A 16,450-nucleotide genomic window follows, 5' to 3' on the forward strand; every position below is an offset into this window, starting at 1 on the left:
TTGTGGGTACGAATCATGCTTAAACACTCCTGAACCGCGCTCAATTTTTGCGCACCATATGTCGCGTGCACTTCGACCGCGCCGCACCCCCGAAAGGCATTCCGCATGGCTATCCGCATCGCGCTCCATCACAAGACCAGCTACCGCTACGACCGCCAGGTTGCCCTGTCGCCGCATGAGGTGCGCCTGCGCCCGGCGCCCCACGCACGCACCCCGATCCTGTCGTATTCGCTGTCGGTGCAGCCGGAACAGCACTTCATCAACTGGCAGCAAGACCCTTACGGCAATTACATCGGCCGCTTCGTGTTCCCCGAAAAGACCGACGTCCTCGAGTTCACGGTCGACCTGGTGGCCGACATGACCGTCATTAATCCATTCGATTTCTTCGTCGAACAATATGCGGAAGTCTTTCCGTTCTCCTATCCTGCCCCGCTCAGGACGGAACTGGGTCCGTATCTGCAGACCGAGGCGCCGGGTCCCCTGCTCAAGGAGTGGGTCGCAACGACGCACCGCGAACTGCTGGCCAAGCCAATGGGCACGAACGACTTCCTGGTCGCCATCAACCAGCGCCTGCAGCGCGATATCGCCTACCTGCTGCGGATGGAACCAGGTGTGCAGACGCCCGAAGAGACCCTGCAAAAGCGCTCCGGCTCATGCCGCGACAGCGGCTGGCTGCTGGTGCAGATCCTGCGCGAGATGGGGCTGGCGGCGCGCTTCGTGTCCGGCTACCTGATCCAGCTGACCGCCGACCAGGCCGCGCTCGACGGCCCCAGCGGCCCGCTCGAAGACTTCACCGACCTGCATGCATGGACCGAGGTGTTCGTCCCCGGCGCGGGCTGGATCGGGCTCGATCCGACCTCGGGCATGCTGGCCGGCGAAGGCCATATTCCGCTCGCCTGCACCGCGATGCCGGCCTCGGCCGCGCCGGTGACCGGATTCAGCGACAAGGCCGAAGTCACCTTCGTCCACGAAATGAAAGTCACCCGCATCCACGAGGATCCGCGCGTGACCAAGCCCTACACCGAGGCCGACTGGCAAAAGATCGACCGCCTGGGCCAGCAGGTCGACGCCGACCTGGTCAACCAGGACGTGCGCCTGACCCAGGGCGGCGAGCCCACCTTCGTCTCGATCGACGATATGGATGGCCCGGAGTGGAACACGCTGGCGCACGGCGACAAGAAGCGCGAGCTGGCGGGCAATCTGATGCACCGCCTGAAGCAGCACTTCGCGCCGGGCGGCATGCTGCATTACGGCCAGGGCAAATGGTATCCGGGTGAGCCGCTGCCGCGCTGGGCGCTGAATATCTTCTGGCGCGTCGACGGCCAGCCGATGTGGTCCGACCCGTCCCTGTTCTCGGACGAACACCTCGACGACGGCTATGGCGGCGACGAAGCCGGCCGCTTCGTGGCGGAACTGGTCAAGGCGCTCGGCCTGCCCGCGGGCAGCGCGATTCCCGCCTATGAAGACGTGTTGCTGCAGGCCCAGCGCGAACAGGCGCTGCCGCGCAACCTCGACCCGCTCGAGGCCGACCTCAAGGCGCCCGAGGAACGGCGCCGGCTGGCGCGCCTGCTCGAACGCGGGCTGGGCACGGTGGCCGGCTATGTGCTGCCGCTGCAAGCGCGCGAGTTCGACCCGGCCACGATGCTCGGCAGCAGCTGGCGCACCTCGCGCTGGCCGCTGCGGCGCGAACACCTGTACCTGATCGAAGGCGACTCGCCGATCGGCCTGCGCCTGCCGCTGGCCACGCTGCCATGGGTGCTGCCCGAAGAACGCGATCCCGGCTTCGATGTCGACCCGTTCGCCGCGCGCGGCGCCCTGCCGGCCGTGAAAAAGGACAAGCGCCCGACCCTCGGCCTGGCCGCCGGCAAAGGTGCGGACAAGGCCGCCAAGCCGGCCGCCGCCGCACCCGAGCCGGCCGCGCGCGACGTGATCCACACCGCGCTGTGCGTCGAAGTGCGCGCCGGGCGCCTGTATATCTTCATGCCGCCGCAAAAGCGCATCGAGGATTACCTGGCGCTGGTCGCGGCGGTCGAGGCCACGGCCGCCAAGCTGAAGATGAAGCTGCGCCTGGAAGGCTATGCGCCGCCGCGCGATGCGCGCATCAAGCTGCTCAGCGTGACGCCCGACCCTGGCGTCATCGAAGTCAATATTCATCCGGCCGCCAGCTGGAACGAATTGGTACACAACGTCACGACCCTGTACCAGGAAGCGCGCCTGACCCGCCTGGGCACCGAGAAATTCATGCACGATGGCCGCCATACCGGTACCGGCGGCGGCAACCACGCCACCCTGGGCGGCGCCACGGCCGAAGACAGCCCGATGCTGCGCCGGCCCGACCTGCTCAAGAGCCTGATCACCTACTGGCAGATCCACCCGGCCCTGTCCTACCTGTTCTCGGGCACCTTCATCGGGCCGACCAGCCAGGCGCCGCGGGTCGATGAAGCGCGCGACGACAATCTGTACGAGCTGGCGATCGCGTTCCAGCAAATGGACCAGGTACTGCCCACCCTGCACCCGGGCGACAAGCCGTGGATGGTCGACCGCCTGCTGCGCAACCTGCTGGTCGACCTGACCGGGAACACCCACCGCTCCGAGTTCTCGATCGACAAGCTGTATTCGCCGGACGGCCCTACCGGCCGCCTGGGCCTGGTGGAATTCCGCGCCTTCGAGATGCCGCCCCACGAACGCATGAGCCTATTGCAAATGCTGCTGCTGCGCGCGCTGGTGGCGCGCTTCTGGAAGCAACCCTGCCAGGCCAAGCTGGTCCACTGGGGCACCGCGCTGCACGATCGCTGGATGCTGCCGCACTTCGTGGCCCAGGATATGCGCGACGTCGCGCGCGACCTGCGCGCGGCCGGCTATGCCTTCGAGGACCATTGGTTCGAGCCTTTCATCGAGTTCCGTTTCCCGCGCTTCGGCACCGTCACCTACGAGGGCGTCGAGATGGAATTGCGCCAGGCGATCGAGCCATGGAATGTGCTGGGCGAGGAAGTCTCGGCCGGCGGTACCGCGCGCTATGTCGATTCGTCGGTCGAGCGCATGCAGCTGAAGGTCTCCGGCCTGACCGACGGCCGCCACGTGGTGGCCTGCAATGGGCGCCTGCTGCCGCTGCACCCGACCGGGGTTCCGGGCGAGTACGTGGCCGGCGTGCGCTTTCGCGCCTGGAGCCCGTGGTCGGCGCTGCACCCGAGCATCCGGGTGCAGGCCCCTCTCACTTTCGACCTGGTCGACACCTGGAATGGCCGTTCGATCGGCGGCTGCACCTATCACGTGGTGCATCCGGGCGGGCGCAATGAAACCGGCTCGCCGGTCAATGCCAACGCCGCCGAGGCGCGCCGGATGGCGCGTTTCTGGCCTCACGGTCACACCCCGGGCCCGTTCACGGTGCGCAAGGAAGACCCGAATCCGGGCTTCCCGATGACGCTCGATTTGCGCTGGCAGCCGGTTTGACCTACAGTTTCATACCGAACGACCAGCGAATTTCATGCCCAATCAGTTACTAGCCCATTATCTGGCCGCGCCGGATGGTTTCGATGAAATGCTCGACGCGGCCAAGGCGCCGCGCGCGCACTGGCGCGCGATGCTCGCCAACCTGGAGCACGAAGCACCAGCCATGATGCGCCAGCGCCTGGAGATGGTGCAGCGCCAGGTGCGCGAGAACGGGGTCAGCTACAACGTCACGGCCGACCTCCACGGCAAGCAGCGGCCGTGGGACCTGAACGTCTTGCCGCTGATCCTGCCGCACGAGGAATGGAGCGTGATCGAGGCGGCCGTGATCCAGCGCGCCACCCTGCTCAACCGGATCCTGGGCGACGTCTACGGCAAACAGGAGATGCTGGCCGAGGGCCTGCTGCCGTCGGCGCTGGTCCACGGCCATGCCGGCTTCCTGCGGCCTTGCCACGGCATGCGCCACCATGACGACGTCGCCCTGCATTTATACGCGGTCGACCTGGCGCGCGCGCCCGACGGCCGCTGGTGGGTGATGGCCGACCGCACCCAGGCGCCGCTGGGCGCCGGCTACGCACTCGAGAACCGTTCGATCATCGCGCCCACCTTCCCCGACCTGCTGCGCAAACTGAAGGTGCAGCCGCTGTCCCGGTTCTTCCGCACCATGCACGACAGCCTGGTGCATTGGGGCCGCATGTGCGCGGCCAGCGGCGACAACCCGGCGCCGCTGCGCGAAGGCGAGGCGCCGCTGATCGTTCTGCTCACCCCAGGCCCGCGCACCGAAAGCTATACCGAGCAATCCTACCTGGCGCGCTACCTGGGCCTGCCGCTGGTCGAGGGCGGCGACCTGACGGTGCGCGACGGCGTGGTCTATCTCAAGACCCTGGCCGGCCTGCACCGGGTGCATGTGATCATGCGCCGGGTCGACGACGAAGCCTGCGACCCGCTCGAATTATCGGGCGCGCCGCACAATGCGATGCTGGGCGTGGCCGGGCTGACCCAGGCCGCCATGCGCGGCAATGTGCTGGTCGCGAACAGCCTCGGTTCGAGCCTGCTCGAATCGGGCGCCCTGCTCGGCTTCCTGCCGGCGCTGTCCAAGCGTTTGCTGGGCGAGCCGCTCAAGATGCCCTCGGTGGCCACCTGGTGGTGCGGCGAGCCGGCGGCGCTCGACACCGTCATCGCCAAGCTCGATCGCCTGGTCATCAAGCCGAGTTTTTCACAACTGCCGCAAGCGGCGGTGTTCGGCCAGGACCTCGATGGCGAGGCGCGCGCGGCCTTCATCGCCCGGCTGCGCGCCAATCCCGATCACTACGTCGCCCAGGAACTGGTGCGGCTGTCGCAGGCGCCTGTGTGGAAAGACAGCAGCGCGCCCGGCCTGCAGGCGCGCGCCGTCGGCCTGCGGGTGTTCGCCTGCGCCACCCCGAACGGCTATGTCGTGATGCCGGGCGGCCTGACCCGGGTCGCCACCGGCCCGGATGCGCGCGTGCTGACCATGCAGATGGGCGGCGCCAGCAAGGATACCTGGGTCCAGGCCCGGGCCCGGGCCGAAGTGCATCGCCCGCAGCAACGCCGCATCACCGGCCGCGACCTGGTGCGCGAAGACACCAACCTGTCGAGCCGGGTCGCCGAGAACCTGCTGTGGTTCGGGCGCCATGCCGAACGCAGCGACAATATCTGCCGCCTGCTGCGGGTCGCGCTCCAGTTCCTGTTCAACGACCGGTTCGACCAGCGCGGCGCAGAATGGCCGACCGTCGAGGCGCTGTGCATCTGGTTCGGGCTGATCGACGAGGGCAGTCGACCCGCCGCGGCCGACCCCAGCGCGGCCGGCCCCATCTTCACCGATGCCGAGCTCGAGTCAGCCCTGCTGTTGGCGGTGGTCTCGCCCACGGTGCCCGGCCTGGCGCGCCAGCAGCAGCAGTTGCACCGTATCGCCGGCCAGCTGCACGAACGCTTCTCGGCCGACAACTGGCGCGCGCTGAACCGGATGGTGCAGCCAACCACGCTCGTCGGCGAGAGGCCATCGCAATCGGGCGTCATGACGATCCTGGACGATGCCGCCGCCGCGCTGATGACGCTGTCGGGCTTCGCGCTCGACGGCATGACGCGCGACCTGGGCTGGCGTTTCATGTCGGTCGGGCGCCGCCTGGAACGGCTGCAGTTCCAGAGCGTCGTGCTGCAGCGCGCCCTGGCGATGGATGCCAACGGTAATCTCGACTGGCTGCTCGAACTGTCCGACAGCAGCATCACCTACCGTACCCGCTACCGCGCCCAGCCCGAATGGCTGCCGGTACTCGACCTGCTGCTGCTCGACGAAACCAATCCGCGCTCGATCGTATTCCAGCTCAACGGCATCCTGGGCACGCTCACCAAGATCGCGCACCGCAAGGGCGACTGCGGTGAACAGCAACTGGCGCAGTTAAAGCAAGAGCTGATGGCGCTCGACCCGGACCGCGAACTCAATCATGGCAATGCGCTGCTGGGCGACCTGCTGCACCGGATCGGGCTGGCCAGCGCCGCCCTGTCCGAGCAGATCAGCGTGCAGTTCTTCAGCTATACCGACAACGGCCGTCAAAGGAACCGTACCTCATGAACGATTGGACGGGGTGCGCCGAGGTCTGCGCGCGCTATCGGGTGGTGCACGAAACGCGCTACACATACAGCAGCACGGTGGCCTTGTCGCAGCAATACCTGCACCTGACGCCGCGCTCGTTCGCCTGCCAGCGTACCGACTCGCACCTGATCTGGTTCGACCCGGTGGTCAACGAGAGCCGCGACGGCACCGATTTCTTCGGCAACTGCGTGCGCCACGTGGCGCTCACGCTGCCGCATGACAGCCTGCTGGTGCATGCCGAATCGACGGTCTCGCTGCGCGCGCGTTATACCCTGGCGCAGATCGCCGGCACGCTGCCGTGGGAAACCGTGCGCGACATGATGGGCAAGGAAAAGAGCGCGCCGACGCTCGAAGCCTGCCGCTACCTGTACGCCTCGCCCCATGTGGCCTGGTTCCCCGAACTCGAGGCCTATGCGCGCCAGAGTTTCACGCCCGGCCGGCCGCAACTCGATGCGGCGCTCGACCTGACGCACCGGATCTTCGAGGACTTCGAGTTCGACAGCAAGGCGACCGACATCTCCACCCCGCTCGAGCAGGTGCTGCGCGGCCGGCGCGGCGTGTGCCAGGATTTCGCCCAGCTGATGATCGGCTGCCTGCGCAGCATCGGCCTGCCGGCGCGCTACGTGAGCGGCTACATCCTGACCCACCCGCCAGAGGGCAAGCCGCGCCTGATCGGCGCCGACGCCTCGCATGCCTGGGTGTCGGTGTTCTGCCCGACCCTGGGCTGGATCGACTTCGATCCCACCAACCGCTGCCTGGTGCAGCACGAACACATCACGCTGGGCTGGGGCCGCGACTTCAGCGACGTCACGCCGATGCGCGGCATCGTGCTCGGGGGCGGCAAGCAGCAGCTCGATGTGCGGGTGACGGTGACGCCGTTGCCGTTGGCGGGCGAGGCTTGAGGTCGGGCTGACAATGTCTGGACCGGATCAATGCCGGTTCCCGCCATGACCCCTATGATTTCAACAAGCGTAGGGTGGACGGCTCTGCCGTCCACGCGTTCAAATCCCCTGCGCGCTACTGCGACGCATGATCTGGCTGGACCCTACACATTTTCGGAGCTTGCATGAGGCCGACCTATTACCTGGTAATGATTGCCTTCATGTTGTTGTCACCCTGGGCCCATGCCACGCAGCGTGCCATCACATCGCCCCAGGCTGTCACCCGCACACATACGCAGAATTACAAGGACATGGTGCTGGCAAGCTGCTTGACGCAGGCGTACCGGAACGACGCCAGCGTCTCCACCGATGCCGGGAGCAGTATCAGTGCGTTACGGGATTGGACTTACTACGATATGGAAGAGAGTCCGGATGCAGTCAAGTCGCTGGTGGATAACTACCTGGCGCGGGATTACAGCAATCCGCTCGTCGAATCGGAGATCAAGGGCGTTCGGTTCGACTTCTTGAAATGCATGGACCTGTACCACAGCAAAGTCCTGGACGACCTGGCAAAGCGACTGGTCATTCATCCGGAGCGCATGCACGGCCAGAAATAAGCCTCGCGCTCAAGCCTCCGGCCCACCGTCCCTGCGCCCCATCATCGCCGCAGTCCCCATACCCGAACCGCCCCCTCCGGCATCGGCGCCGCCAGCGCCACGATTGCCCCCGCCCCCAGCGTCCCCCTTGCCACGCCCGGCGCCGCCCTGGGTGCGCGTCGGTCCCTGTAACGGAATCATGAGCTCATCGGGCATCGGATCGAGATCGAGCGCCGTGCGAATGAAAGTACGCAGGCTGACCACCAGCTGCGCCGTATGGATCGGCCGCCCCGCCGCCAGGTCGGACGCCGCCTGCGCCGCCAGCCGGCAGTGCTCTTCGGTACCGAGCAGCAGGATATCCGACAGCGCCGCTTCGACCGCGTCGCGGATACGGCGCGAGCGATCCGAGCTGGCCGCCCCCTCGCCCGCCCCCTCGTCGCCCGACTGGGCCCGCTCGCGCACATCGCGCAGATGCGTCGGATCGACCGTCAGTTGCCCGGTGAACGAGCCGCCGAGCGTCCGGTATGCGGCGATCAGGGTTTTCAGGCGCTCGTTGATCTGGCGGTTCATGCGCTCGCGCCGCTGCTGGATGGTCTGCATCATGAGGATCCGAATCCCCACCCCCAGCAAGGTAAACACCGCAAGCCCGATGATGGTCGTCATCGCGCCCTGCCATGTACTGAAATCCATATAGCGCATCCTGGTCCCGGTGTTGTCTTCGATACGGGCCAGTGTACCGATTCGAGAAAAAATGCCTTGGCCGATTGAATGTCCAGGCCATGTCACAAACCCGCCCCGTCACTCGTCCAGTCAGTTCAACCAACTTCAAGGATACAAGACCATGCAACGCGAAAACTGGTTCCAGGCCTCGCCCGAGGGCGCGCAAGCCCTGAGCGGCGTCCATCACTACGTCACGAAGAACACCAAGCTGCCCTCCCTGCTGATTCACCTGGTCTTCCTGCGCGTCTCGCAAATCAACGGCTGCGCCCATTGCATCGACCTGCACTCGCGCGACCTCGTCAAGGAAGGCATGTCGGTCGACAAGCTGGTGCTGGTGCCGGTCTGGCACGAAGCCGCCTACCTGTTCTCGGACCAGGAACGCGCGGCCCTGGCCTGGGCCGAAGAAGTGACCCGCGTCAGCGAAACCCACGTCTCGGACGAAGCCTACGCCGCGGCATCGAGCGCATTCAACGCCCGCGACCTGGCCGACCTGACGATCGCCATCGCCGCCATGAACGCGTTCAATCGCATGGGCGTGAGCTTCCGCCTGAAGCCAGCCGCCAGGGCTTGAACCGAAACCAGGTTCGCGTGACGTTGATGTGTCGGAAAAACGTCACCGAACCTGCCTGCGCCAGTAGCGCCGCGCTAACGGCGTGCCCGCTGCCGTTTTGTCACACGCCTGTCATTCCACGGCCCGATGATGGTCAACAGCGAGCTCCGGCACGTGTTCACGCCGGATCGGTCAACCAGCACCGTAAAGCGAGGCCACCATGTACAAAAGCGACAAGAAGCTCCTGATCCTCGACGCGGACGGCACGACCATCGATGCCTTCTCGGCCATCGAAGCCGCATTCGCCCACCACGGCCTGATGATCGGGGATGAGACCCGGTTCCAGAAACGGCACAAGCTGCTCAAGTACATGGGTGGCCTGAAGGAATTCCCGTCGATTATCCGCAAAAACCTTCGCAAGAACAGCCGCGCCCAGCTGATCGACACCCTGACCGACATCTACCGCCAGGAGGCCAGGCTGTACGAGGGCATCCCCGACCTGCTGCGCGAACTGATCGCCGCGCCCGACATCACGGTCGGCATCGTCACCCGCAACGTCACCATCGAGCCGCTGGAAACCCTGCGCCAGCTGTTCCTGCGCCACGAGATCGATATCGCCGAGCTGGATTTTTTGGTCCATATCCCGCTCAAGGAAAAAAAGACCGCGCAGTTTCGCGCCACCCGCGAACAGTTCGGCGTCAACCCGGCGCGCGCCTATATTTGCGGCGACGAGCACAAGGATTTCGAGGCCGCGATCGGCACCGGCATGCACCCCTTCATGGTCTCCTACGGCTTCGAAGACCACGACCGCCTGACCACCAAGTTCGATATCCCGCACGAACTGATTTCACGCACCTCGGCCGAACTGTGCTGCCGCATCCGGCATGCGCTCGACCTGGGCGTGCTGGTTCAGGATCCGTACCAGAACAGCAGCAGGCTGATGGCGCCGAATATCCAGTAGTCGACCGGGGCGCCCAGCGCCCAGTGCTTATGCCAGGGCACGAGTTCCCGCTTGAAGCGGCGCCAGCCGAAGGCCGGGTTGATGACGAACCACAGGTAGTCCTCGACGATCCAGAACAGCATGATCGAGGCCGCCACGCAGGCCTCGAGCTTGAGCGACCACTGCCCCATGAAGAACAGCGGGAAGTGGAAGATCAGCCCGATGAAGGCGAACATCCACAAGTGGTAGCCGGTCAGCGCGCGCCCGCCCATGAAGATGTCGAGCAGCGGGTGCTGCTCGATGCGCCAGGTCGGCAGGTTCGCCGCCCAGCCGGCCTCGCCCTCGATCTCCACCTCGACCCGCGCGAACAGGTAGGCCGCCACCAGGACCGCGCCCACCATCGAAACCACCCGGCCAGCTTCCGACAACTCAACCATAAGCCTCTTCACTCTTGTTCTTGCATTGGACCAGCACGGTTTCCAGCACCTGCAAGGCGGCGTGCGGCCTGCCCAGCGCCCGCGCGCGCGCGGCCATCTCGTGCAACTTGGCAGGATGCGCCAGCAGGTAGCGGATCCGGTATTCCAGCGTCGACAGGTCGGTCGCCTTGAGCGCCACGCCGTGTTCGAGCAGATAGTTCGCGTTGTGCTCTTCCTGTCCGGGAATCGGCGCATTGACGATCATGGGCAGGCCCATCGCCAGGCATTCGGCGCTGGTGGCGCCGCCGGGCTTGGTCACCACCAGGTCGGCGCAGGCCATCAGGCGCTCGACCCGATCGGTGTAGCCTTGCGCCACCAGCCGGCCCGGATGGCGCACGGCAAGGCGCTGCAGGGCCGCCAGCTCGGCCGCGTTCCTGCCGGCCAGCGCGATCAGCTGGAAGTGGCCGGAAATCGACAGGAGCTTGTCCGCCACCCGGCTCAAGCCACCGAGCCCGGCGCCGCCACCCATCAGCAGGATGGTCTTGAGCGCGGGATCCAGGCCGATCGCACGCGCGCATTCGGTGCGATCGTGCTGCAGCGAGAAGGCCGGCATGGTGGGGATGCCGGCGACGTGGATCGCGTGCGCGGCAATGCCCTGCTCGCGCATGCGAAACGCCACCTCGTCGCTGGCGGCGAAATAGCCGACCACGTGCGGATGGATCCACATGCGGTGCAGGTCGAAGTCGGTTACCTGCACCCACAGCGGGCAGTCCAGAGCGCCGGCCGCGATCTGTTGCGACAGGATCTCGGCCGGCTGGAAGTGGGTGCAGACGATGGCGTCCGGCGCCAGCGCGGCGATCTGGTCGGCCAGCTGCCGGCAGTCGCGCCGTTCGATCCAGCGCCGCAGGCGGTTGAACAGTCCGTCCGCGCGCGCCTGGTCGGTCAGCCGGTACACGTGGCGCCACAGGCCGGGCACGCGGCCGATCAGCAGCAGGTAGAGATCGGTGTACACCTTGCGCAGGCGCGGCGTGGCGAAGGCCATCGCGTCCAGGTGGATCACCTTGACCTCGCCATGGTCGGCCGCGGCGCGGGCGCGGATCGCTTCGGCGACGCGGGTATGGCCGGCGCCGGCAGGAACGCTGAGCACGACGATCGTCTTGCCGGCGATACTGCGTTGCAAGTCGCCCTCCCTCACGACGCGCACTTCCCGGCGCCGGTCAACGCCGCCCTGACTATCGAATCGTTCCACGCCATGCACACGCCCCTTGGGTCACGCTATGCAGGCGAATGTAATCGTGAAATATGACCCGTCCATGACGGCGGGTAAGGATCAGGCCAGGGCCAGCGACTCGCCCTGCTTGAGAATGGAGCGGAACAGCCGCAACTGGCCGGCCGTGGTGTCGTCCCAGCTGAAGCGTTCGGCGTAGCGGCGCACGGCGGCACGCTCGGGATAGTTGGCGCGCAGGCGGTTGACGGCGTCGGCCACGCCTTGCGGGGTGCGCTCGTCCATCAACACGCCGGCTTCAGGCGCCGCCACGACTTCGGGCGTGCCGTACACGCGGCTGGCCACCACCGGCGTGCCGCAGGCCATCGATTCGAGCAGCACATTGGCCCAGCCTTCGCGGCTGGACGACAGCACCATCGCATCGGCGGCGCCATACTGCGTGCGCAACTCCTGCTGCGAGACGGCGCCCAGGAAGGTGACGCGGTCGTCGAGTTTCAGTTCGCGCGTCAGGTTCTCGAGCATCGCGCGGTTCGGGCCGTCGCCGGCGATCACCAGGCGCACGCCCGGCAGCAGCGGCAAGGCGCCGATGCTCAGCTCCTGGGCCTTGACCGGCACCAGGTGGCCCACGGTCACCAGGGTGAACGGTTTTTCCTGGCGCTGTTCCGGCGGGCGGAACAATTGCAGGTCGACGCCATTGCGCAGCGCGACCACGCGCGCCGGGTCGATGCCCAGGCCGATCACTTCCTCGCGCAGCGCATTGGCGACGGTGATGATGCCGTCGGCGCGGCTGGCGGCCCAATGGATCATCTTGCGCGGCAGCGCGAATTGGGGGAAGAGCGTGATGTCCGAACCGCGCGCCGTGATCACGAAGGGCTTGTTGAAGTAGCGCGCCAGCATGGCTGCCGCCACGCCGTCCGGATAAAAATAATGGGCGTCGATCAGGTCGAAGTCGAAACCTTCGTCGATCATGCGCGCGATCGTGCCCTTGGCCGACTGGAACAGCAGCGCCGGCGCCAGGTTCATGCCGATCTTGGGCACGACCAGATACGGCGGATGCGCGACCTGGATGCCGTGACGCACCTCGCTGCGCGGCACCCTGGCCTGGCGCGCATACTGGCCGAAGCGCGGATTCTGCGACGGAAACCACGGCGCCGGCGCCACCACCCGCGCCTCGACCTGGCCGCTGGCGACCAGGTGGCGCAGCCGGGTTTCGACAAAAATGCCGTGACCCGGCTTTTCGCGGTTGGGGAACAGCGTGCTGAAGGTCAGGATCTTCATCAAGCCGCAGCGCCCGTCAGGCGGCCGTAGATGTTCTTGTAGCGGCTGACGCTGGCTTTCCAGTTACGCTCGCTTTCCACGAACTGGCGGCCGGCCGCGCGCAGCGCCGGCCAGTCGGCCTGGGCATCGGCCAGGGCGCCGACCTTGTCGGCCAGCGCCTGCGGATCGTCGGCCTTGAACAGTACGCCGGTCTTGCCGTCGACGATCAGCTCGAGGTGGCCGCCGACGTCGGACGCGGCCAGCACCCGGCCCTGGGCCATCGCCTCGAGCGGCTTGAGCGGCGTGACCAGGTCGGTCAGGCGCATCGACAGGCGCGGATAGACCAGGACGTCGAGCAGGTCGTAATACGTCTGCACCTGCTCGTGCGGCACCCGGCCGGTAAACACCACCTTGTCGACGATGCCCAGGTCCTTGGCCAGCTGGCGCAGGCGCGCGTCTTCCGGACCGCCGCCCACCAGCAAGACACGCAGGTCGGGCCGCGTCGAAGTCAAGGCCGGCACCGCGCGCAGCAGGATGTCCAGGCCCTCGTAGGCGTAGAAGGAACCGATGAAGCCGATCAGGCGCGCGCCATGCAGCCCGAGCCTGGCCTTGAGGTCCTGGTCGGCCACGCCGCCGACGGCGAACTTGTCGATGTCGACGGCATTCGGGATCACCGTGATCTTGTCGGCCGGGATGCCGCGCGCCACGATGTCGCGGCGCAGGCCTTCGCAGATGGTGGTGACGGCGTCGGCGCGCTTGAGCGCATGGGTTTCCAGCGCGCGCGTCAGGCGGTAGCGCAGGCCACCCTCGCTGGCGGTGCCGTGGTCGACCGCGGCGTCTTCCCAGAAGGCGCGCACCTCGTACACCACGGGGATGCCGAATTTCTTGCCGGCGCGCAGAGCCGCGATCGCATTGAGCGACGGCGAATGCGCGTGCAGCACGTCCGGCTTGATCTGCGGGATGATCTCGGCCAGGCGCCGCTCCAGGCCGTCGATCACCTCCATCTGGTTCAGCACCGGCAGTTTCGATAGCGGCCCGCCGGCCAGCGGCGTGCGGTAAAAGTGCAGGCCATCGACCGTTTCTTCGCGCAGCGCGCCCGCGTTCTGCTTGGAACCCGTCACATGGAAGGTCTCCCAGCCCAGCGCGCGCTGTTCGCGCAGGATCGATCGGGTGCGGAAGGTATAGCCGCTGTGCAGCGGAATCGAATGATCCAGGACGTGGAGGACACGCATATTACATTCCTTGCCGCTTAACGGCCGGTCGCGCTGAGGTAGCCGCAGGTATCGATGATCACCTTGTCGGCGAACAGCGATTCCTTGAGCGCCAGGAACGGCTTGTGGTTGACCAGCATGACCACGATCTGCGAACGCGCCAGCGCATCCTGCGGGGTGCGCAGTTCGCCCTTGTCGAGGCTGGCCGGCAGGGCCGAGATATTCGGCTCGACCACGATCACGCGGCTATTGTGGGTTTTCGCGATCTCGGCGGCGATGTCGAGCGCCGGGCTTTCACGCAGGTCGTCGATATCGGGCTTGAAGGCCAGGCCGAAGCAGGCGATGGTGACGTCCGACTCCTTGCGCTCCGGGTTGGCGGCCAGGTAGGCGTCGACTTCTTCGCGCACCTTCTCGAGCACCCAGTGCGGCTTGTAGTCGTTCACTTCGCGCGCCGCGCGGATCAGCTTTGCCTGTTCAGGCGCGCTGTGCACGATGAACCATGGGTCGACCGCGATGCAATGGCCGCCCACGCCCGGGCCCGGACGCAGCACGTTGACACGCGGGTGGCGGTTGGCCAGCGCGATCAGTTCCCACACATCGATGCCGAGCTTGCCGCAGATGACCGACAGCTCATTGGCGAAGGCGATGTTCACGTCGCGGAACGAGTTCTCGGTCAGCTTGCACATCTCGGCGGTGCGCGAATTGGTTTCGATGCACTCGCCCTGCACGAAGGTCTGGTACAGCGCGATGGCGCGCTCGGAGCAGGCCTTGGTGATGCCGCCGATGATGCGGTCGTTCGACACCAGCTCGTGGATCACCTTGCCGGGCAACACGCGCTCGGGGCAGTAGGCCAGGTTGATGTCGGCTTCGTCGTTCGGGCCCAGTGGAATCTTGAGGTCGGGACGCTCTTCGGCCAGCCATTTGGCCAGGCTTTCGGTGGTGCCCACCGGCGAGGTCGACTCCAGGATCACCAGGTCGCCCTTCTTGAGCACCGGCGCGATCGAGCGCGCCGCCGCCTCGACATAGCTGACGTCGGGTTCATGGTTGCCGCGGAACGGCGTGGGCACCGCGATCAGGAAGGCGTCGGCCGGCTGCACCGTGGTCGAGGCCTTCAGGTAGCCCTGGTTAACGGCGGCGGCGACGATCATGTCGAGGTCGGGCTCGACGATATGGGTCTGGCCGCTGTTGATGGTATCGACCGCATCCTGGTTGATGTCGATGCCGATGACATTCTTCTTACGGGACGCAAACATCGCAGCGGTCGGGAGACCAATGTAACCCAGACCGATCATCGAAATGGTATCAAACGTGCTGCTCATGTTTTTCTCTTAAAAAGTTGAGGATGCGGGTCGCGGCGGTGCCGTCGCCGTAGGGATTGGTGGCCGAACTCATGCGCTGGTATTCAGCCGGGTCGTTCAGGAGCGTGCGGATGCCGCCGACGATCGACTCGACGCCGGTGCCGACCAGCCGCACCGTGCCCGCCGCCACGGCTTCGGGGCGCTCGGTGGTGTCGCGCATGACCAGCACCGGTTTGCCGAGCGATGGCGCTTCTTCCTGGATGCCGCCGGAATCGGTCAGCAGGATCGTCGCGCGGTTCATCAGGTAGACGAAAGGCAGATAGCTGACCGGATCGATCAGGTGCACGTTCGGATTGTCCTTGAGGATACGCTGCACCGGCTCCTGCACATTCGGATTCAGGTGCACCGGATACAGCACCTCGACGTCCGGCATGCGGCTGACTTCATCGAGCGCCCGGCAGATATTCTCGAAACCGCTGCCGAAATTCTCGCGCCGATGGCCGGTTACCAGGATCAGTTTCTTTTTGCTATCGAGGAAGCTGAACTGGGCTTCCATCTCGCGTCTCAACGCGGTATCGGTTTCCAGGCGGGCCACCACGTCGAGCAAGGCATCGACCACGGTATTGCCCGTCACGCAGATGTTCGCCGCCGGTACGCCTTCGGCCAGCAGGTTCTGCTGGGCGTGCCCGGTCGGTGCGAAATGCAGGCTGGCGATCACGCCGGTGAGGCAGCGGTTGACTTCTTCGGGCCAGGGCGAGTAGATGTTCCCGGTACGCAGACCTGCTTCCACATGGCCGACAGGTATCCTCTCGTAATACGCGGCGAGGCTGGTCGCGAATGTCGTGGTAGTATCGCCGTGAACAAACACGTAATCCGGACGCCACTCGCGCAGCACGCCGCGCATGCCGATGAGCACCTTCGACGTGATGTCCGACAGGTCTTGCCCCGGCGTCATGAGGTTCAGGTCAAAGTCGGGTGTCAGCGAAAACAGGTCCAGTACCTGGTCCAGCATCTGCCGGTGTTGGGCAGTGACACAGACCTTGACCTCGACATCGGGAGATGCGGACAGGGCGCGCACGACGGAAGCCATCTTGATTGCTTCCGGCCGCGTTCCGAAAACGGTAAGAACTTTTATAGTCATCTATATTATTACTACCATGTACGTGGGACGGGTCGATCCGGACAACACGCTTGCGCAATCCCCAAGGGAGCGGCGACTGTTTCCTGATGGATAATTTTTTAAGCAGGAAATTATACCTCAAGCAATCTGGTTGAAATTTCAATCGTGCGTTCCTGTT

Annotated in this window: 13 protein-coding genes; 6 read left to right on the forward strand and 7 right to left on the reverse strand. The window is 65.8% G+C overall.

Annotated elements, in window-relative coordinates; translation table 11 throughout:
* Positions 1–105 precede the first annotated feature (105 nt).
* The 4 genes from GNT67_RS00305 to GNT67_RS00320 all read left to right on the forward strand — a co-directional run bounded on the left by GNT67_RS00305 (position 106) and on the right by GNT67_RS00320 (position 7,556).
* Positions 106–3,450, forward strand: a complete 3,345-nt coding sequence (locus GNT67_RS00305) for a transglutaminase family protein (RefSeq protein WP_159627506.1) — start codon at positions 106–108, stop codon at positions 3,448–3,450.
* Positions 3,451–3,484: 34 nt separating this feature from the next.
* Complete coding sequence (locus GNT67_RS00310) at positions 3,485–6,037, forward strand: circularly permuted type 2 ATP-grasp protein (protein WP_159627508.1); 2,553 nt, start codon at positions 3,485–3,487, stop codon at positions 6,035–6,037.
* Entirely contained in the window at positions 6,034–6,960 is a 927-nt protein-coding gene (locus tag GNT67_RS00315; RefSeq protein WP_159627510.1) for a transglutaminase family protein, read from the forward strand. The genes GNT67_RS00310 and GNT67_RS00315 overlap by 4 nt, the downstream gene beginning before the upstream one ends.
* Before the next feature lie 164 nt (positions 6,961–7,124).
* Positions 7,125–7,556: a type VI secretion system amidase immunity protein Tai4 gene (locus tag GNT67_RS00320; RefSeq protein WP_159627512.1), complete on the forward strand. Its 432-nt coding sequence runs from the start codon at positions 7,125–7,127 to the stop codon at positions 7,554–7,556.
* A gap of 9 nt (positions 7,557–7,565) precedes the next feature.
* Here the strand turns inward: GNT67_RS00320 and GNT67_RS00325 are convergent, their stop codons facing one another.
* Positions 7,566–8,234 carry a hypothetical protein gene (locus tag GNT67_RS00325; protein ID WP_159627514.1) on the reverse strand — a complete coding sequence of 223 codons (669 nt, stop codon included), beginning with the start codon at positions 8,232–8,234 and terminating at the stop codon, positions 7,566–7,568.
* 142 nt (positions 8,235–8,376) lie between these two features.
* On the opposite strand from GNT67_RS00325, the gene GNT67_RS00330 reads away from it, so the two are divergent.
* Both GNT67_RS00330 and GNT67_RS00335 read left to right on the forward strand, forming a co-directional pair.
* Positions 8,377–8,826 carry a carboxymuconolactone decarboxylase family protein gene (locus GNT67_RS00330; RefSeq protein WP_159627516.1) on the forward strand — a complete coding sequence of 150 codons (450 nt, stop codon included), beginning with the start codon at positions 8,377–8,379 and terminating at the stop codon, positions 8,824–8,826.
* Between the two features lie 199 nt (positions 8,827–9,025).
* Positions 9,026–9,766, forward strand: a complete 741-nt coding sequence (locus tag GNT67_RS00335; protein ID WP_159627518.1) for an HAD family hydrolase — start codon at positions 9,026–9,028, stop codon at positions 9,764–9,766.
* On the opposite strand, the gene GNT67_RS00340 is transcribed toward GNT67_RS00335, so the two are convergent.
* The 6 genes from GNT67_RS00340 to wecB all read right to left on the reverse strand — a co-directional run bounded on the left by GNT67_RS00340 (position 9,715) and on the right by wecB (position 16,293).
* Positions 9,715–10,182, reverse strand: coding sequence for a hypothetical protein (locus GNT67_RS00340; RefSeq protein WP_159627520.1), 468 nt, complete (start codon positions 10,180–10,182; stop codon positions 9,715–9,717). The genes GNT67_RS00335 and GNT67_RS00340 overlap by 52 nt on opposite strands.
* Positions 10,175–11,329 carry an MGDG synthase family glycosyltransferase gene (locus tag GNT67_RS00345; RefSeq protein ID WP_441295123.1) on the reverse strand — a complete coding sequence of 385 codons (1,155 nt, stop codon included), beginning with the start codon at positions 11,327–11,329 and terminating at the stop codon, positions 10,175–10,177. The genes GNT67_RS00340 and GNT67_RS00345 overlap by 8 nt, the downstream gene beginning before the upstream one ends.
* A 162-nt stretch (positions 11,330–11,491) precedes the next feature.
* On the reverse strand, positions 11,492–12,664 hold the full coding sequence (locus GNT67_RS00350) for a glycosyltransferase family 4 protein (protein ID WP_159627522.1): 1,173 nt from the start codon (positions 12,662–12,664) through the stop codon (positions 11,492–11,494).
* A complete protein-coding gene (locus GNT67_RS00355; protein ID WP_159627524.1) occupies positions 12,664–13,875 on the reverse strand; it encodes a TIGR04063 family PEP-CTERM/XrtA system glycosyltransferase in 1,212 nt (403 codons plus the stop codon). Before GNT67_RS00355 ends, GNT67_RS00350 begins: the two co-directional genes overlap by 1 nt.
* A gap of 17 nt (positions 13,876–13,892) precedes the next feature.
* The gene (wecC, locus tag GNT67_RS00360) at positions 13,893–15,173 is read right to left on the reverse strand and encodes a UDP-N-acetyl-D-mannosamine dehydrogenase (protein WP_159627526.1); all 1,281 of its coding nucleotides are present in this window, start codon (positions 15,171–15,173) and stop codon (positions 13,893–13,895) included.
* Positions 15,157–16,293 (reverse strand): non-hydrolyzing UDP-N-acetylglucosamine 2-epimerase, encoded by a 1,137-nt coding sequence (wecB, locus tag GNT67_RS00365; RefSeq protein WP_201447547.1) that lies wholly within the window; start codon positions 16,291–16,293, stop codon positions 15,157–15,159. Before wecB ends, wecC begins: the two co-directional genes overlap by 17 nt.
* Positions 16,294–16,450: the final 157 nt, after the last annotated feature.

This window comes from Massilia puerhi (assembly GCF_009861485.1).